We start from the raw sequence: 17,909 nt of genomic DNA, 5'->3' as shown, positions 1-17,909 counted from the left end.
AGTTCCTTAATTCGGTTCAGGCTTCCAGCGGAAGCAGGATAGTTGCTGCAACACCGCCATCGGCCCGGGCTTTCAAAACCAGGCTGGCACGCGCACCATACATGGATGCCAGGCGCTCGTGGATATTCGCCAGACCTATGCCAGTGCCAGAGCTGGTGGCAGCAAAACCGACACCATTGTCAGCCACGGTCAGCTCCAGCATGTCGACGCTATCCTGTTGTATTTTTTTTGCATGGACAGCGACATGTACCGCACCAACTTTGGGTTCCACACCGTGTTTGACGGCATTTTCTACCAGTGAAATCAACATCAGCGGTGGCAATGCGGCATCGCTTACTTCGCTGTCCACACTGTAGCTCAGGCGTGGTATGCGTGCCTGCATCAGGCCCAGGTAGGCAGAGGCAGCTTCCAGTTGCTGTTTGAGCCTGGCCTGGGCGGAGCTACCATCGCTGCGCATTTGCGGTATGGTGGCACGCAGATAATCAACCAGGTGATCGACAATGGCAGTCGCCCTTTGCGGCTCTGTCAGTATGGCGGAACGCACACCTGCCAGGGTATTGAACAAAAAATGCGGCTCAACCTGGGCCGCCAATACCGAGAGACGCAATTCAGCTTCGCGGCGAGCTTCTTGTGCGGCACTGAGTTCTTGCTGACGCATGGCTTCTATCAGGCGCTTTTTCTGACGGAAGAAATACCAGAGATCAACGGCACCACCTGTATAAGCCACTATCGCAAAAGCCATCAACAGGGAAAAAGCTTGCAGGATTGCTTTTAATGCAGCTGATTGTTCGATTTTCTTGATTTCCGGGCGTGCCTCATTTGCTGAATTTGCTGAAATAGGGCTCTGATTGACGCTAGCCGCGGGGGCAGCGTTTTTTTGTTCAGCCTTATCGGACTTATCATACTTGTCAGTTGCGGTGATGGAACCACCTATGGCAAATGACACATCCTTGCCGCCAGATACCACATACTTGGTCAGGTAATTACTGCCGGAAAATATGCCGTAGCTGACAGCGCCCCCTAGCAGCAAGGCCAGCGCCAACAAGATGGCTTCCTTCTTGCTGGCATAGGCCTGATTCCTGACCCAGACTGCGCTTGCCGGCCCTATCAAATGCAGGGCAGTGCCCCCCACGGTCAAAGGAACAAAAGCGACGGCGGCCTTGCTCAGATCCGCACCTATCAATAAACTGACCAGCACCACCAGCAAATCGACAATGGCAAACAAGCCCAGCCATGCCTGGGCACGATAGCGGAACCAGGTGCGTGAAAAAACCGGATAGCTGCGCGCCCGGGTCAGCCAGGTCTCACTCTTGGCAGCGACTTCGGCTGGCAATAATTGTTCTGAAGTGTGTAAAGCTGTGCGCATACGGGTAGTAGCAGACATGGCAATTCCTTATGATATTGTGCCAAGCACTCATTTCATTGATGCGTGCCAGTCTAAGGATTGCAGGGGTGGAATAGGAAAAATGCGATAAAACTTGCTGTCAGTCGATGAAATGCGTTTTTAAGGCGACGGATTATTCAATGGCGGTTTCGCCTCCCGCTTCGCTTCCACCCTCGGGCGCAAGTTCAGTCATGGAGGCTCTTTGCTGCTTGGCAATACGTATGATGGTATTGCGTATGGAGGTCAAGACCGCCACTGAATTGAAGGGTTTCACAATGAAGCCCTGCACTCCGCGCTGCTGGGCTTGCTGCAATATGGTCGCATCAATCTTTGAAGACACCATGAATATCAAGGCCTTGGGTAGCTCGGCCTTGATCTTGTCCAGCAAGGCCAGACCTTCTTCATCCGCTTCGCCTATATCAACGCAAACTATCTGCGGTTTCAGCTTGATCACACGTGCCAGGCTGGCGGGTGTCAGATTGGCGTCTCCCACCACATCATGGCCGCCGTTCACCAGAACAGAAGCCAGCAAATTGCGGGCAACGGCATTCGCATCCAGGATAACGGCTTTTAGCATGGCTAAATGTAGAAAAAGATTCAATTTGCATATTAATGCAAAACTTTAAGTTCATGTAAAAAAGGCGGCAGATCTGTCGCATCTGCCGCCTTTTCACACAATCACACTATTTATTTTCCCTACGCTCAGTCCCGACTGCTGTCAGGCTTGGCATTCTTGACATAAGTCTCCAGCCAGCGGTCTTGCTCCCATAGCATATGCAGGATGGATTCCCGCGCGCGGTAGCTATGGCTTTCATTTGGCAGCATGGACAATCTTGCCACCCCGCCCAGGCCTTGTATGGCCTGATACATGCGCTCACTTTGCATGGGAAAGGTGCCAGGATTATTGTCTTGCTCACCATGGATGAACAAAATCGGGTCCTTGAACTGATTGGCGAAATTAAACGGTGACATGTCTTGATAGACTTTGTTGGCTTTCCAGTAATTCCTGTCTTCCGACTGGAAGCCGAAAGGTGTCAGGCTGCGGTTATAGGCACCGGAACGCGCAATCCCGGCGCGGAACAAACGCGTATGCGCCAGCAAATTTGCCGTCATGAAAGCGCCATAGCTATGGCCGCCTATGGCAATGCGGTTGCGGTCTCCCACGCCCAGGCGCACCACTTCTTCCACCGCCGCTTCAGCATTCATCTTTAATTGTTCCAGATAATTGTCGTTAGGCTCTTTCTTACCCTCGCCTATGATAGGCATGGTAGGCCCATCCAGCACGACATAACCACGCGCCAGCATGGGCAGCGGGCCATTGTAAGACATGCGGTTGAACTTGTAGGCAGAGCCTATGACTTGCCCGGCAGCCTCTGCGGTTTTGAATTCACGCGGATAAGCCCACATCAGCACGGGGCGCGGGCCGTCGCGCTTGGGTTCATAACCAGGTGGCAGATACAGGGTGGCACTCAGGTCAACACCATCGTCGCGTTCATAGCGAATTTGCTGCTTCTTGATCCCTTTGAATTGCGGCATGGGATGCGGGAATTGCGTCAGCGCCCGTGGTGCAGCACCTTGCAATAAATCATGCAAATAGAAGTTGGGTCTTTCTTCAACCGACTCGCGACTGGTGATGAAACTGCTGCCCTTGTCATTCAGCAAGGCCAGCACTTCTTCATAATACGGCGCTTGCGAGCGCCACAGGCGCGTGGTTTGCTTATTGGTCAAATCGTATTTGTCCAGGAAAGGCCGGTCGCCTTCAGTGCTGGCACCCGTCCCTGTCAGAAAAATGGCGCGGCCATCCGGGCTGATGCGCAAGACCAGGCGGCCCTGGGCATTCTGGGTCATCACCGGGTTACCGGGATTGCTGTACTGATCTTCCGACTTACGGGCAAACATCAGTTCCGGCTTGCTGTCTGGCACTCCTGGCTGTATGCGCCAGCTGCGGGTGTCGCGGCTCTTTACCCAGTTCTCGGTAACGATGGCAAGATAGTCATTGCCCCATTGCACATTGCCGAAACGCCAGGCCATATCCATGATTTTTTGCGCTGGCGCATCAAACGGCGCAGCTTGCTGGAACAGGGCATCATGGACCTTGCTATTGACTTCAGGGTCACCTCCCGCCTGGGCCTCCAGCCAGTACAGGGTGGCAGGCTTGTCGCTGCGCCAGCCAAAATCACGCGGCCCTGCCTGCACGGCATCATTGCCTGAGGGCAGGCGTTCACGCATGGGGCGCTCTGCCACGGTCTTGATTTTCTTGCCCTGGATATCCCACAACTCTATGAGCTGGGCAAAACGGTCCACCGGCAACATGGTGGAATAGGGGCGGCGCAATTGTGTCGTCAGGATCAGCTTGCCATCCGGCGAAGCCAGGGATTTGATCAGGGTCATGGGGCGGGCCAGACGGCGCAATTCCCCCTTCAGGTTGACGATGCCCAGTTGTGTCTGTAAATACCAGTCCAGGGTATCGCTATCCCTGGCCGTCCTCAGCATATCGGGATAGGTACGGTTTTGCGAAGTCTTGCCACCCTTGCTTTCCTGCATATTCGGCCCGGCTGGGACGACGGAAGCTGCGGGCAATTCCTTCTGGTGCAAAGGAGTCAGCCTGACCAATAGTTTTTCTGAACCTTCTATCCAGGAAAAACCGGGGCCAGTAATTGCATTGAGCTTGTCTGCCATGAGGCGACGGGCGCTGCCTTTTTTAACATCCAGCAACCATAACTCGACGCCCCCTTCTACCCATAAACTGAATGCCAGCCATTGCTCATCTGGCGACCAGGCTGTTTCTGCAATCTTGAGTTTGGCGGGCAGGCCTGTAACTTCCCTTACTTTGGCTGTGCTGACATCCAGCAAACTCATGCCATTGCCAAAATCAAAATGGCTGGTAGCACGAGTACGCGGATTGATGCGCAAGCCCGCCAGTCGCAACTCTGGCTGAGAGACATCGGCGATACCGGGCAAGCCAGGCAGGTTCAACAACACGGCTGTCTTGCGTTGCGGCCCCAGGCGAAACAGCGGGCCTCTGGGAGCGTCGACGACGGCTTGCAATTCTGCCGGTGGCAACTGATAACCAGCTTCTGCGGCATTTGCCAGCTGGGTATGGCTGCCGACCGACGCCAGCAGAGTGAGTGTCCCGAAGAAGAACAAGGGTTTGATACGTATCATTAACAGAGCATCCTGATCTACAGCTTAAACACAGCTTGACAATAATTTCAGGGCTAATTTGATAATTTTTTATGCCCTATAAAAAACTACCGCCCCAAGATGGGGCGGAGTTTTTATTGCATTGTAAGCGCTTTACAGGCTTTTTACAGCCAGGGACTGTTAACAAGCTTAATTACAAGCTTAACTAAAAGCTTGACTACAAGCTTAGTTGCAAACCTTAGAACAAGTCTTAGTTAGCGACTCATTATGGTGCATCTGTCATTTTGCACCCGGTGCAAAGCCATTGGCAGTAATCTCCAGTTCCGTGACTTCGCCATAATTGGCAGCGATGCCACGTATGGTTTCTGCCTTGCCGATCAAGAGCATTTGCAGCTTGTCGCGCGGGAAATGCTTGTCCACCAATTGTTTGGCTTTCTCCACATTGAGGCCATCGACATCGCGCATGAAATGATCAATTTGTTCACGACCTACTTTGGCAACAAACATTTCACCGAGTAAGCCCGCCAGTTGCTGGTTGGTTTCAAAACGCGGCGGGAATTGCCCCTTGACATAAGCCTTAGCCGATTCCAGCGTAGCAGCATCGATGCCCTTGTCCCACAGGCGCTGGTAAGTCTTGCTAGCTAGTGCCAGTGCCGCCTCAGTCTTGGGAGTGGCAGTAAAACTGGAAACAGCAAAGCTGCCGGTTTCCGCCAGCGCAGTGAAACTGCTGCCAGCACCATAGGTCAAACCAGAATTGACACGCAATTCATCATTGAGCCAGGAAGTAAAACGCCCACCCAAAATGGTATTAATGACTTGCAGAGGGACGTAGTCAGGATCATTGCGGGCGATGCCCTTGCCACCAAAGACAAAAGTGGTTTCTACTGCATCCGATTTATTCACCAGCCAGACTCTTGCCTTGTCTGCCACTACTTTGCCATTCGCGGCAGTTGCGGGCAGGGCTGCGCTGGCTTTCCATGTACCGAACAGCTTGGCTAGCTGGGCACGCATGGCTGTGGGTTGAAAGTCGCCGACCACGACCAGGGCGGCGTTTTCAGGGCGGTAATAAGCCTCATGAAATTTTTTGGCATCCTGGGGTTGCAAGGCAGTCACGCTATTGACTGTGCCTGTCACCGGATTGGCATAAGCACCATTTGCAAACAGCATGCTGCGATAGTAAGTCTGTACCACATTACGTGGACTTTCCTTGGCTTGTTTCAAACCATCCACGGTACGCGAACGCAGCTTGCCAAATTCTTCTGCATCAAACACTGGATGCAACATGGCATCTGCAAAGATGGGCAAGAGTACATCCACATCGGCGCTGGCAAAATCTGCATTCAGGGAAGTCGATTCTGTGCTGGTTGCACTGTTGATGCGGCCACCACGGAAATCAAAGCTGTGGTCCAGGGTCTTTTTATCAAACTTGCTGCTCCCCAATAGCAAGGCATCACCGGTCAGATTAGCCAGGCCAGCATTGCCAACATCACTGACAGCACCAGCCTTGACAACAGCGCGCACGGCAATCAGGGGCACGTCATGGCGTTCCATCAAATACACGGTCACACCGTTAGGCAGCTTGGTGGTTTCAAAGGCTGGCAGGCGGAATTCTGCAGCTTGGCTATGGGAAGCCAGCAGGCTCAAAGTGGCCAGACTACCGGCAAGCATTTTTTTATTGATTACTTTTATACTGATCATCTTCTTATTCCTCCACAGCGGCGAGCACGCCTACTGTTCTTTGTGATTTTTTAAAGTATTTGGCAGCGACGTTCTGGATATCAGCAGGCGTCAGTTTGCGATAGGCATCCGGCGCATCGAACAGTTTTTTGTAATCGCCAAAAAACATTTCATATTCGCCCAGCTGGGCTGCCTTGCCATTGATGGTTTCCTGCGCACGGTAGAAATTCAAGAGCTTCTGGTTCTTCACTTTTTGCAATTCATCTGCAGTGACGCCATCCCTGACCAGCCTGTCTACCTCGGCCAGCAATGCAGCCTCAACCTTGGCAGCAGGCACCTTGTTGGCAGCAACCGCAAAGAAGTTGAACAGGCCGGGGTCAAAATTCTTGCCATGATCGGCACCGACCTGGGTCGCCAGACGCTGATCCACTAAAGCCTGGTACATACGCGAAGTTTTGCCATCGGTGAGTATGCTGGCAATGACGCTCAGGGCATAGTAATCAGGGTTGCTGGTGGCTGGCATCTTATAGGAGACCATGAGATTGGCAGCAGTCGCAGACTCCTTGCGTACGAATACCCGTCGCTCGCCTTTTTGCTCAGGCTCTACTGTACGCACCACTGGTGGCAGAGCACGTTGCGGGACATTGGCAAAATATTGCTCGGCCAGGCGTTTCACTTCCGCTGCCTTGACATCACCTACGATGACAGCGACTGCGTTATTGGGCGAATAATAGATATTGAAATAACGTTGTAAGTCATCTTGCGTCCAGGCCTTGATATCAGACTCATGGCCGATAGTTGGAATTGAATAGGGATGGGCGCTGAAGGCAGAAGCATAGACTTCACCCCACAGGGCGCGCAGGTTCGAGTTCTCCAGGCCGGTGCTGCGCTCGGATAAAACCACGCCACGCTCGCTCTCGACCATCTTTGGATCTATGCTGAGATGGGCGATACGGTCGCTTTCCAGATCGAAAATGGTGGGCAGGGCAGTGGCCGGGAACCAGTCCTGGTAGACGGTCAGGTCATTGCTGGTATAGGCATTATTAGCACCGCCATTGGCTTCCATGGTACGGTCAAATTGCTTGGGTCCGAATTTCTTGGAGCCATTGAACATCATGTGCTCAAAGAAATGCGAGAGGCCGGTAATGCCTGGCACTTCATTGCGCGAACCGACTTTCCAATAAGTGTACATATTCGCATTTGGTATCGTGCTATTTTCCAATACCAGGAACTTCATGCCATTGGGCAGGGTAAAGGTTTTCACCTGCTCTACTGTCACGGCCTGCGCTGTCACTGCCACGCCCATCACACCCAGGCAAAGGCCGCCGGCGGCGACCAGGTTTTTCCACTTCATTGCATCTCTCCCTCGGGTAATATGGATAACTTAGGTAATTCTTGATTAGGATCTTTTGACAAAACCAGTCTGCCCATGTCCATCATGTCTATACGACCTTAGAACCTGTGGGTAGTTCAGCGCATGGAAAGAAAAGGTCAAGGCTGACTATTTGTCATGAAAATTGCTGAATCTATACCGGAATTTGTCATCCTGGCAAGCGAAATCGTTGCAAATTGTCACGCTTATTCTCTGTAATTTGTACGCCACGGCAAGAATCTGCCAATCCGGCATATCATGCATACAGTGCAGACATTTCTGCCCAGAAAATACGCAAGGCGAATACGACCATGACATCCATTACTACCTCTCCTGCACGCTTTGGTTTGCGTGCCAAAATGCTTTTTGCCGTGCTCGCCATGGTATTGGCCGGGTTTACCGTGACCATCAGCCTGCTGACTCGTCAGGCTGGCAGCATGCAGCAAGACTCGGCCCAGCAATATGCCAAACAGCTGGCCATCAATAATGCCGGTAAGGTGGCAGAGCGCATCAACCTGGCTCTGCATGCAGCGCGCAGCCTGGCCTTCGAGTTGGCTGCCATGCAAGCCAGCGGCAAGGCGGAGCGCGCCAATGCTGATCTCTTGTTGAAAAGCGTACTGGAAGGCCATCCTGAATTTACCGGTGTAGGCACAATCTGGGAAGCCAATGCCTTTGATGGCAAGGATAGCGAATACGTAGGCAAGGAAGGCCATGATGCCACTGGCCGCTACCTGCCTTACTGGAATCGCGGCAGTGGCAAGACCCAGGTTGAAGCCCTGACTGACTATGAGAAGGACGGTGCAGGCGATTATTACCTGCTGGCCAAGAAAAGCGGCAATGAAGTCTTGCTTGAGCCCTATATGTACAAGATCGCTGGCAAGGATGTCTTCATGACCACGGTGACTGTACCTATCAAGGCCAAGGGCCAGTTTGTTGGTGCCGTGACGGTGGATTTGCCGGTAGCAGGTTTCCAGGAAGATGTCAGCAAGATACGCCCTTATGAAACTGGCTATGCCAGCCTGATCTCGAATAACGGTATCTACATCGGTGACGTGAATGCCAGGAATGTGGGCCAGAGCATAGGTGACAACGCTGAGGCCAAAGCGGCCAAGCTCGCCATCAAGGCGGGCCAGACGTATAGCGACACTCTGGCGCATAAGGAAATGCAGACCACGGTAAAGCGCATCTATGTGCCTGTGCAGATAGGTGCCACCACAACGCCCTGGTCGTTTGTCATCAGCGTACCAGAAGACAAGATTCTGGCTGATGTCAATTACCTGCGCAATACCGCCATCATGATAGGTGTACTGAGTGTGCTGGTGGTATCTGCCATTCTGACCTTTGTCATCAATAAACTGGTGATTGCCCCGCTGGGTGGCGAGCCTGACGTGGCTGTCAACATCGCCAGGAGCGTGGCCGAAGGTGACTTGACCACGGTAGTCACACTGAAACCTGGCGACCGCAGCAGCATGCTGTTTGCCCTGCATGGCATGCAACAACAATTGACCAGCATGGTCACACATATACGCGACAGCAGCGAGTTTGTCTCAAATGCCTCGGGCGAAATTGCCATGGGCAATATCGATCTTTCTGAAAGAACCGAAAACCAGGCTTCTTCACTGGCAGAAACCGCCAATAGCGTGGAGAGTCTGAACCAGACGGTCAGGCAAAATGCCGGCAATGCCGAGCAAGCCCGCCAGCTCGCCGTGTCTGCTGCCCAGACGGCACAGCGTGGTAGTACCCAGGTGGATAAAGTGGTCAACACCATGGCTGATATCTCGACCGAATCGAAGAAGATGTTTGACATCATAGCCGCCATAGAAGGCATCGCCTTCCAGACCAATATCCTGGCCCTGAATGCCGCTGTCGAAGCCGCGCGCGCTGGCGAGCAGGGGCGCGGTTTTGCCGTGGTGGCATCAGAAGTGCGTAACCTGGCCCAGCGTAGCGCCATCGCTTCGAAAGAAATCAAGTCCTTGATAGAAACCTCGATCGCCAAAGTCGATGTGGGTTCCGAGGTGGTGGGTCATGCCGGCAAGACCATGACCGAAATCCTGGCGTCGGTAGAGGGCTTATCCACCATACTCAATGAAATCTCCAGCGCTTCGACTGAACAAAGCCATGGCATCGCCCAGATCACCACAGAGATAGGTTTGATGGACCAGACTACCCAGCAAAATGCGGCACTGGTGGAAGAGTCTGCGGCAGCAGCGGCATCGCTCAAAGAAGAGGCGCAAAAATTGTGGCAGGCCTTGTTGGTATTCAAGGTTAACTGACTTAAGTCCAGGGTATTTCTGCAGAATAAAAATGGCCATCAAACCCGGATTTGATGGCCATTTTTTTAAGGCTAGATTTTATGGCATGCTTAATTACAACTGATCATCAGATGCAGGCGTCCATGCATTCTTCATAAACTGGCGAGCCTACAGGGCCTTCTTTGATACACAGTTTATGGCAAAAATAAGACTGTGGTGGATAAGCAAAAGCTGCGCTAGTACCAATAGCCAAAGCCAGCAAAACCAATTTTTTTGTTACTGATTTAAACATGTAAAACTCCTAAGGTTAGATCGGGCAATGTCACGCAAGAACCCACGCGCCCGGTACATGGCTTCCTTTTTTGTACGGTATGACAACAATGACGCACAGTTTATTTTTCTGCGGTTTGTGTCTTTTCCAGAGCGCGTAAGGCCTCAGCAAAGGCTTCTGGCTGATAGCCTCGTATCATGCGTTTTCCAATCAGAATCACTGGTACAGCCTCAGCCCCCAACTCGGCATGTTTGGCAGCGGCAGCAGGTGATTTCTCTACATCCATGTCGACATAGTCGATTTTATTTTCAGCAAAATACGCACGCGTCTTTTTACAAAACGCACAATTGGCTGTCCCGTACATAAGGACTTTTGTCTTGGTATTCAGGAAGTGCGCGGAGTAGTCGCCTTCCTGATAGGCGGGCTTCAGCAGCATAGGAAGACGCGGCGCGACATAGCCAATCAATAATCCTATTGCAATGATCAAAGCATAAGTAAAAATCGTTTTTGCTACTTTCATGCGGCATCCTTGATAATTAACTTTGATGATGAGGTTTTTGCTTGAATCAATGACCATCAGCTTTACGCTGATGGTCACGACACCCTCAACAAGTCAACTTCTGCACAAGGACTTGTCTAAGGACATGGCAGGTTCACTGCCATTAAGACTTAGTACAAATTACTCAGGCCAGCCACTCAGGCAATCTGCCATACATTGCTTGTATTCAACAGAACCACGTGGGGCTTCTTTTATGCATTCTCTATTGCAGAAATAGAATGGTGGAGGATAAGCAAATGCAGCGCTGCAACCAATGGCCAATGCGAGGGCAATTAATTTTTTTGTAGTTGATTTAAACATTGAAAGTCTCCAGATTAATAAAAGGATGGAAAGTGACTGCAACTAAGTATTTGCCATCCATCATTTACTTAGTTTTAAAACACCGTCATCAAGATCGCCATCTACTATCTGCTGCCAAGGCAATCATTTATTTTGCAATAAGCATATTGCTATTAAATATTTGTTTTTCCGCAAAACAATGTCATTAACTATAGATATATTATATTTACTTGTACACCATACTAAAGCAGTAAATTTGCCTAAGTACCAATAATTCTGTAAGTCCAGCCTATGCCCGAAATGGCAGACAAGTCAGCGAGATCAGCTTGTCATAGTCAATTTTTGCACTGCAAAAATTGCTGCGTCGCAGCATATGTCTTTTTATATGAGGTTTTTGTCGTGGTAAGCTACGCGCCGAATTGACTCAATTCACATCATTTCAAGGTACGCATTGAAAAATATTTTGCGGCCAGCTGCGACTTTTATACAAAATAATTATTGGAGAGCACTTTGAACAAAATTCAAACGCCAGGTGCACATACTATTCTGGGGCACCCGGATAGCCTGTTCGTCCTGTTCTTTACAGAGATGTGGGAACGGTTTTCTTACTACGGTATGCGTGCCTTGCTGGTACTGTTCCTGGTCACCACGGCAGCCAAAGGCGGCTGGGGCTGGAGCCGTGCTGATGCAACGGCCTTGTATGGCTGGTACACCGGCCTGGTCTACCTGACCCCTATCCTCGGTGGTTATATCGCCGACAAGATACTGGGCAGCCGCCGTTCTGTGGTACTCGGTGGTTTCATCATCGCTGCAGGACATGCCTGTTTGCTGTTTGATACGCCAGCCATGTTCTATACCGGCCTTGGCCTGGTGGTTGCTGGTACTGGTTTGTTCAAACCAAATATCTCTGCCATCGTTGGTCAGTTGTATACCAAGGACAATGAAGGTGGTCGTGACGGTGGTTATACCCTGTTCTACATGGGTGTGAACTCGGGCGCTTTCTTCGGTATCCTGCTGTGCGGCTATATTGGTGAAAAAATCTCCTGGCCCATGGGCTTTGGCCTGGCTGGTGCCTTCATGATCCTGGGTGCGATACAGTTTTATTTTGGCCAGGGTATCTTTGGTGAAATCGGTCTGGCCAAGTCTCAGCAAAGCGGAACCGTTGTTGCTGAAGAAGAAGCTGCACCGCATATCGTTGCCGACCGTCTGAAAGCAATTTGCGTCTTCTCTTTCTTCACTATCTTCTTCTGGTTTGCGTTTGAACAAGCCGGTGGTTCGATGACGATTTTTGCTTCCGACTATACTGACCGTGCCCTGGTCGGTACCAGTGGCATGCTGTTCAAGGTCGTGAATAGCCTGATGACAGTCATTCCTACGATTATCCTGTCCTGGTTGCTGATCAAGTTGTTTGCTGGTACTGCCAAGCGCTATCTCTTGTCGAATGCCTTGCTGGTACTGTGCATAGGCTTGATCTGGGCATTAGTAATCTGGATGTTGCAACGTGAGTTTGCGCTCGATCAATCCAGCGTGCCAGCGACCTGGTTTGGTGTATTGAACTCCTTCTTCCTGGTCATCCTGGCACCAATGTTTTCCAAAATGTGGGAAAAATACTGGAACCCGAGTGGCCCGGTCAAATTTGGTGTGGGCCTGATCTTGCTGGGTCTGGGCTTTGCCGCCTTGTCTTATGGCGCATCCAGCATCCCGGCTGGCGCCAAAACCGCCAGTGTAGGCATGGTCTTCCTGATCGCGGCTTACTTCTTCCATACCATGGGTGAATTGTGCATCTCCCCGGTAGGCCTGTCTTATATCAGTAAACTGGCTCCGCCGCGTTTGCTGGGTCTGATGTTTGGTGTATGGTTTCTCAATACCGCGATCGCCAATAAACTGGCTGGTTTCTCCGGTAGTTATATCGACCATATTTCCGAAACCTATTCCTTGTCAGTGTTCTTCCTGATCTTCACCCTGATACCGATTGCTGCTGGTCTGGTCTTGATGATGTTGAACAAGTGGATGGAAAAGAAAATGCACGGCATCCACTAAGCTGCTGTTTGCATGAAAAAATCCCCGCCCTATGAAGATAGCGCGGGGATTTTTTTATGCCTTGAAGGTCACCCAGGGTTTGAGCCTGACTGCCGCCTTGATCAGGCCTGCCGTTTCTTGCGCTTCTATCACCGGACCTATGGGTTTATAGGCTTGCGGTGCCTCTTCTACCTTGCGCTCTTCCCTGAGGGTCACGCATTGCCAGCTGGCATCGGCATTGTCGTGGCGCAAACGTCGCACATCCTGTCTGCGTACGCGGCGGCCTGCACCGTGACTGCAAGACCATAACCAGTCAGGATTACCCAGCCCCTGTACCAGATAACTGGCATCGCCCATGGAACCGGGTATCAGGGCCAGGTCACCTTCCCGCGCCGAGGTTGCACCTTTCCTGTGGATATTCATGCCATGCTCACGCAAGATGACATTGTGAGGCACATTGACAATAAGTGAAGACCTGGCATCGCCCAGCACTAACTGCAATTGCTGTCTGACCAACTCTGCCAATACCATGCGGTTAGCCCAGGCATAGCGGGCTGCCACGCCCATGGCTTGCAGGTATTCCTCAGCCAGTTCACCGCTGAGCCCATACAGAGCAGTGTCAGGATGTTTGAGACCGGCAGGCCATTCTGCCCTGGCCCTGTCCATCCAGCGCTGGCCAACATAGAAACCCACATCGCGCGAACCGCTATGTATCATGACGACGATATCGTCCTTGGCCAGCCCTGCGCGATAAGCCAGGTGGCGGTCAAAAACGGCATCGACGATCTGCAACTCGACAAAGTGATTACCACCACCCGGCGTACCCAGGCTGGGGTCGCGCACGATGCCATCGCGGTTAAACCAGGCTTCAGGTGCATAGCGACGGGCACCGCCAAATTCTTGCAAACCTATGCAGGCAGCAAGTTCTTGTTGCAGACGGTCGCGGTCAGCTGTCGCCCAGATACCACTGTCCGGCAAACTATCCAGGAAAGCAGATGGACCGGCATCACTGAGCGCAGCAAAGGCCTTGGCATGGGCGGGCACGTCTCTGCCATTTTCCAGCAAGACACGTTGCAGTTGGCGCATCAATGCGGGCTTGTGCTGGTTGATCTGGGACAAATTAAAGCCAGTGGTCAACAAGCGCATGCCGCAATTGATGTCCGTACCAATTGCTGCCGGAATCACAAAGCCGGCATCGGTAGCCACGATGGAACCTACTGGCGCAATACTGCCAGGATGAAAGTCAGGCGTGGCACAAGCCTTGCAGACGGCATGATGGCCGTCGGCTGATTTGACGGCGGCAAACGCCATTAATTGTTTTACTGCCTTTTCTTCCAGAGGAAGGCTATCAGGCAGTAAGACCGTGGCCTGCGCATGTTCATGATGAAGTTGAAAGATGCCATTGGCATGCTCAACATGGATGCCCTGTCTTTGCAGGGCCGCTTGTAAACGAGTTATAGAAACGCGAGCTATAGAAACACGAGATATAGAAGTCATGGCTGCTACCAAAATTTGAAGTACAGGTGCGCCTCCGGCGATTCGGGGGCATTTGTACCTCTAGCAGCAGCGCCAAGAGGAGAGCATTAAGTATAGCGATATTTGCCTGAGATGCAAATCCGTCTTTGGTATGCAGTGATTTGGTATGCAGTGATAAAGGGCGAAAAAAATGTCCTGGCAAAAGAATTGTGTAATTTCTTTAAAAAACTTGCATCCAAACCTCGACAGCTCGCGTATCAAGAATGCCCCTCGCGTTTTTTCAATAACAAGAGGCATTTTTCCTACACTACAGGAGTTGGTCATGAGACAAGTTACATCAAGCTTCCATCAGAAAATTCTACTCACCCTGGTCACAGCCGGGACTCTGAGCGGCATCGCCAGCCTGCCAGCCCAGGCTTCCAGTCACCGCGAAGCGCCCTTTATCACCCGTCACCCCAAGGTGGATGCTGCCGACTTTTACATGTTCCGCAGTTATGAAGCAAACCGCAGCGCCTTTACTACCCTGATCGCCAATTACTCCCCCCTGCAAGATTCCTATGGTGGCCCGAATTATTTTTCCATGGACCCGGATGCCCTGTATGAAATCCATATCGACAATGTCGGTGATGGCAAGGAACATTTGACCTTCCAGTTCCGCTTTACCAATACCAATAATGATGCTCAGTTCACGGTAGGTGGCAAGAAAGTCTCTGTGCCGCTGGTGATCAATGGTGGCGCGATTGACGGCGTCAATGCGGCTGGCTTGAATGTACGTGAAACCTATACCGTCACCATGGTGACAGGCGACCGCCGCACTGGCACCCGCCAGGCGGTCACCAATGCAGCTACAGGCTCGGTCACCTTTGACAAACCTATCGACTATATCGGTAACAAATCCATCCCTGACTATGCTGGCTATGCGGCCAAGCATGTGTTTGCCGTCAATATCCCTGGCTGCGCGACGCCGGGCAAGGTCTTTGTCGGCCAGCGTAAAGATCCCTTCGTAGTCAACCTCGGCGAAACCTTTGATCTCATCAATATCAAGGCTCCTGCCACGGCGTTTGATCCGAATGCAGAAAAAGCCGGGCATGATGACCTGGCGATGAAGAACATCACGGCCATAGAAATGGAAGTGCCTACGACTTGCCTGACCAATGGCAAGGAAGCCGTCATCGGCGGCTGGACCACGGCCAGCTTGCGTCAGGGTCGTGCCATCAACCCTACGCCTAGCAGCACCGGTGCGGCATCCAAAGAAGGTGGCGCATGGACACAGGTATCGCGCCTCGGCATGCCACTGGTGAATGAAGTTGTCATCGGCCTCAAAGACAAGGATCAGTTCAATCACAGCAAACCCAGCGGTGATGCCCAGTTCCTGACCTATGTGACCAATCCTACCCTGCCTGCCCTGGTCGAAGTCTTGTTTGGCAGCGCCGGTGTCAAGGCACCAACCAACTTCCCGCGTAATGATCTGGTCGCGACTTTCCTGACCGGCATCAAGGGTGTCAATCAACCAGCAACGGTAACCCCTTCTGAAATGCTGCGCCTGAATACCACGACACCCGTCAGCGCCACACAAAATCGCCTGGGTGTCATCGGTGGCGATAGTGCCGGCTTCCCGAATGGTCGTCGCCCTGGTGATGACGTCGTCGATATCGCCTTGCGTGTAGTCATGGGCAGGTTGTGCATACTCAGCATAGGTTGCGTACCAGCTGATGCGCCAGCAGGCAGTATTGATTTCACAGATGGTGCCTACCTCGACAGCACTTTTGTTGACAATGCCTTTCCTTACCTGAAAACACCTGTGGCTGGTGCGCTGAAACGTTAAGCGCAGCAGTCATTTATGTACACTCTACTCAAGGAAAAATCATGAAAACAAGAGTTTATAGCCTGGTCGCTGGTACGGCATTGACGCTGATGCTGGCTGGCTGCGGCGGTAGCGACAGCACCCCGCCAGCCAGCACGACGGGCACTGGCACAGGTACCACGACTCCAGTGACGTCCACCATCGATAGCTTCACGCAATATGTACTGAATCTATTCGGTGCCAATGCGGATACCGCAGAGCCACAGTTAATAGATGCAGCCGCGGTAACGGTCCCAGAAACCACGGAACCCGTCGCCCTCAACCCTTAGCAATTTTGTTTGTAGTATCCGCGGTGCTCAAGACCAGGCCGGTATTTACCTGGCCTGGACTTGAGCAACTCAGTGACTTGCACTACCTGACATCCATATCATGCACCTGCCACGCCTGCTCTCTGCCTTGTTGATACTGCCCGGCTTGCTGATGACTGCCGTGCAGGCAGCACCGTTCATCCCCACCAATGGCAAGCAGGTGCTGGAGCAATTACCCGCACGCACAGATCCGCTGCAACGAGAATTCGCACTATTGCGCAAACGCCTGGCCGAAAAACCGGACGACCCGGCCATTGCCAGTGAACTGGCAATGGCCTATATCCATGCATCCCGCAATGATGGTGACCCACGTTACCTGGGTTATGCCCAGGCAGTGCTGAAACCGTGGTGGAGCCTGACTAATCCGCCAGTATCCGTGCTGGTGCTACGCGCCACCATACTGCAAAGCACCCACCAGTTCCCGCAAGCTTTGCTTGATCTGAACAGCGTCTTGAAGCAGGACAGAGACAATGCCCAGGCCTGGCTGACCCGTGCCACAGTCTTGCAGGTACAAGGGGAGTTTGCCCAGGCCAGGGCCAGTTGCATGCGCCTCTACCCTCTCGCACCAGAGCTGATTACCCTGACTTGCCTGCACAATATCGGCAGCCTGAATGGCGATGCCGCCAGCAGCTATGCAGCCTTGAGCTCCGCCTATACCAAATATGCGGATAGCGATGCTGGCACAAAAATCTGGGGCAGCACCCTGCTGGCTGAAATGGCAGCCAGGCTGGGCAACAGCAAGGCTGCAGAAAACTGGTACCAACAGGCACTGACGCTGGCTAGCCCTGACAGCTACTTGCTGGGCTCATATGCCGATTTTTTACTGGATCAGCAAAGACCTGGCGAAGTCATCACCCTGCTCAAGAGCAAGACCAGGAATGATGCCTTGCTCTTGCGTTATGCCCTTGCCCTGCAAGCACAAAAATCTGCGGCAGCTGCCAGCCAGATCATGTTGCTGGATCAACGCTTTGAGGCAGCCATGCTGCGCGGTGATACCGTGCACCAGCGTGAGCAGGCCCGCTATGAATTGCAATTAAAAAACCGCCCGGCAATCGCCCTGAAACTGGCGCAACTGAATTGGGCCATACAAAAAGAAACTGCAGATTTGCGCATCTTGCTGGAAGCCGCTGCCGCACAAGACCCGCAAGCTGCCATACCGGCACTGGCATGGTTACAACAAAACAAACTGGAAGATAAAACATTGCAAGCTGTGATCGCCAAGTTAAATACCAGACTGGGAGGCAGATCATGAATCTAGTCCCGCATTTTTTTAACAGATGCTGTTTCATTTTACTTGCGCTATT

The 17,909-nt window shown here is 52.1% G+C and carries 14 protein-coding genes; 5 read left to right on the top strand and 9 right to left on the bottom strand.

Translation table 11 applies throughout. The annotated features are described in order from the left end of the window. Positions 1-16: 16 nt before the first annotated feature. The 5 genes from ACO0LF_RS06520 to ACO0LF_RS06500 form a co-directional block, all read right to left on the bottom strand. Entirely contained in the window at positions 17-1,384 is a 1,368-nt protein-coding gene (locus tag ACO0LF_RS06520) for a sensor histidine kinase (protein WP_423013103.1), read from the bottom strand. A gap of 133 nt (positions 1,385-1,517) precedes the next feature. Next, positions 1,518-1,961, bottom strand: a complete 444-nt coding sequence (locus tag ACO0LF_RS06515) for an ANTAR domain-containing response regulator (protein ID WP_423013101.1) — start codon at positions 1,959-1,961, stop codon at positions 1,518-1,520. Positions 1,962-2,086: 125 nt separating this feature from the next. Then, positions 2,087-4,549 carry a prolyl oligopeptidase family serine peptidase gene (locus ACO0LF_RS06510; RefSeq protein ID WP_423013099.1) on the bottom strand — a complete coding sequence of 821 codons (2,463 nt, stop codon included), beginning with the start codon at positions 4,547-4,549 and terminating at the stop codon, positions 2,087-2,089. Positions 4,550-4,807: 258 nt separating this feature from the next. Beyond that, positions 4,808-6,226: a M16 family metallopeptidase gene (locus ACO0LF_RS06505; RefSeq protein WP_423013097.1), complete on the bottom strand. Its 1,419-nt coding sequence runs from the start codon at positions 6,224-6,226 to the stop codon at positions 4,808-4,810. 4 nt (positions 6,227-6,230) lie between these two features. Beyond that, complete coding sequence (locus ACO0LF_RS06500; protein ID WP_423013095.1) at positions 6,231-7,559, bottom strand: M16 family metallopeptidase; 1,329 nt, start codon at positions 7,557-7,559, stop codon at positions 6,231-6,233. 329 nt (positions 7,560-7,888) lie between these two features. On the opposite strand from ACO0LF_RS06500, the gene ACO0LF_RS06495 reads away from it, so the two are divergent. Further along, a complete protein-coding gene (locus tag ACO0LF_RS06495) occupies positions 7,889-9,850 on the top strand; it encodes a methyl-accepting chemotaxis protein (protein ID WP_423013093.1) in 1,962 nt (653 codons plus the stop codon). 106 nt (positions 9,851-9,956) lie between these two features. On the opposite strand, the gene ACO0LF_RS06490 is transcribed toward ACO0LF_RS06495, so the two are convergent. The 3 genes from ACO0LF_RS06490 to ACO0LF_RS06480 form a co-directional block, all read right to left on the bottom strand. Then, positions 9,957-10,121 carry a hypothetical protein gene (locus ACO0LF_RS06490; RefSeq protein WP_423013091.1) on the bottom strand — a complete coding sequence of 55 codons (165 nt, stop codon included), beginning with the start codon at positions 10,119-10,121 and terminating at the stop codon, positions 9,957-9,959. Between the two features lie 100 nt (positions 10,122-10,221). Continuing rightward, complete coding sequence (locus tag ACO0LF_RS06485; RefSeq protein ID WP_423013089.1) at positions 10,222-10,698, bottom strand: glutaredoxin family protein; 477 nt, start codon at positions 10,696-10,698, stop codon at positions 10,222-10,224. Between the two features lie 81 nt (positions 10,699-10,779). Continuing rightward, positions 10,780-10,959: a hypothetical protein gene (locus ACO0LF_RS06480; RefSeq protein ID WP_423013087.1), complete on the bottom strand. Its 180-nt coding sequence runs from the start codon at positions 10,957-10,959 to the stop codon at positions 10,780-10,782. Positions 10,960-11,448: 489 nt separating this feature from the next. On the opposite strand from ACO0LF_RS06480, the gene ACO0LF_RS06475 reads away from it, so the two are divergent. Further along, entirely contained in the window at positions 11,449-12,978 is a 1,530-nt protein-coding gene (locus tag ACO0LF_RS06475; RefSeq protein WP_423013085.1) for a peptide MFS transporter, read from the top strand. A gap of 54 nt (positions 12,979-13,032) precedes the next feature. Here the strand turns inward: ACO0LF_RS06475 and ACO0LF_RS06470 are convergent, their stop codons facing one another. Further along, positions 13,033-14,454 (bottom strand): RtcB family protein, encoded by a 1,422-nt coding sequence (locus ACO0LF_RS06470; protein WP_423013083.1) that lies wholly within the window; start codon positions 14,452-14,454, stop codon positions 13,033-13,035. A gap of 301 nt (positions 14,455-14,755) precedes the next feature. Between ACO0LF_RS06470 and ACO0LF_RS06465 the strand changes: the two genes are divergently transcribed. The 3 genes from ACO0LF_RS06465 (at position 14,756) to ACO0LF_RS06455 (ending at position 17,857) form a co-directional block, all read left to right on the top strand. After that, positions 14,756-16,258: a DUF4331 domain-containing protein gene (locus ACO0LF_RS06465; protein ID WP_423013081.1), complete on the top strand. Its 1,503-nt coding sequence runs from the start codon at positions 14,756-14,758 to the stop codon at positions 16,256-16,258. Between the two features lie 41 nt (positions 16,259-16,299). After that, complete coding sequence (locus ACO0LF_RS06460; protein ID WP_423013079.1) at positions 16,300-16,566, top strand: hypothetical protein; 267 nt, start codon at positions 16,300-16,302, stop codon at positions 16,564-16,566. 100 nt (positions 16,567-16,666) lie between these two features. Next, the gene (locus ACO0LF_RS06455) at positions 16,667-17,857 is read left to right on the top strand and encodes a hypothetical protein (RefSeq protein ID WP_423013077.1); all 1,191 of its coding nucleotides are present in this window, start codon (positions 16,667-16,669) and stop codon (positions 17,855-17,857) included. Positions 17,858-17,909 lie beyond the last annotated feature (52 nt).

Origin of the sequence: Undibacterium sp. Di27W, assembly GCF_049340345.1 — a bacterium.
Lineage (GTDB): Bacteria > Pseudomonadota > Gammaproteobacteria > Burkholderiales > Burkholderiaceae_D > Undibacterium.
This window is presented reverse-complemented; position numbering and strand designations above follow the sequence as displayed.

Bases quoted from the DNA above. Each gene is read 5' to 3' on its own strand.
- ACO0LF_RS06520 (WP_423013103.1), bottom strand. From the start codon at position 1,384: ATGTCTGCTACTACCCGTATGCGCACAGCTTTACACACTTCAGAACAA.
- ACO0LF_RS06515 (WP_423013101.1), bottom strand. From the start codon at position 1,961: ATGCTAAAAGCCGTTATCCTGGATGCGAATGCCGTTGCCCGCAATTTG.
- ACO0LF_RS06510 (WP_423013099.1), bottom strand. From the start codon at position 4,549: ATGATACGTATCAAACCCTTGTTCTTCTTCGGGACACTCACTCTGCTG.
- ACO0LF_RS06505 (WP_423013097.1), bottom strand. From the start codon at position 6,226: ATGATCAGTATAAAAGTAATCAATAAAAAAATGCTTGCCGGTAGTCTG.
- ACO0LF_RS06500 (WP_423013095.1), bottom strand. From the start codon at position 7,559: ATGAAGTGGAAAAACCTGGTCGCCGCCGGCGGCCTTTGCCTGGGTGTG.
- ACO0LF_RS06495 (WP_423013093.1), top strand. From the start codon at position 7,889: ATGACATCCATTACTACCTCTCCTGCACGCTTTGGTTTGCGTGCCAAA.
- ACO0LF_RS06490 (WP_423013091.1), bottom strand. From the start codon at position 10,121: ATGTTTAAATCAGTAACAAAAAAATTGGTTTTGCTGGCTTTGGCTATT.
- ACO0LF_RS06480 (WP_423013087.1), bottom strand. From the start codon at position 10,959: ATGTTTAAATCAACTACAAAAAAATTAATTGCCCTCGCATTGGCCATT.
- ACO0LF_RS06470 (WP_423013083.1), bottom strand. From the start codon at position 14,454: ATGACTTCTATATCTCGTGTTTCTATAGCTCGCGTTTCTATAACTCGT.
- ACO0LF_RS06465 (WP_423013081.1), top strand. From the start codon at position 14,756: ATGAGACAAGTTACATCAAGCTTCCATCAGAAAATTCTACTCACCCTG.
- ACO0LF_RS06460 (WP_423013079.1), top strand. From the start codon at position 16,300: ATGAAAACAAGAGTTTATAGCCTGGTCGCTGGTACGGCATTGACGCTG.
- ACO0LF_RS06455 (WP_423013077.1), top strand. From the start codon at position 16,667: ATGCACCTGCCACGCCTGCTCTCTGCCTTGTTGATACTGCCCGGCTTG.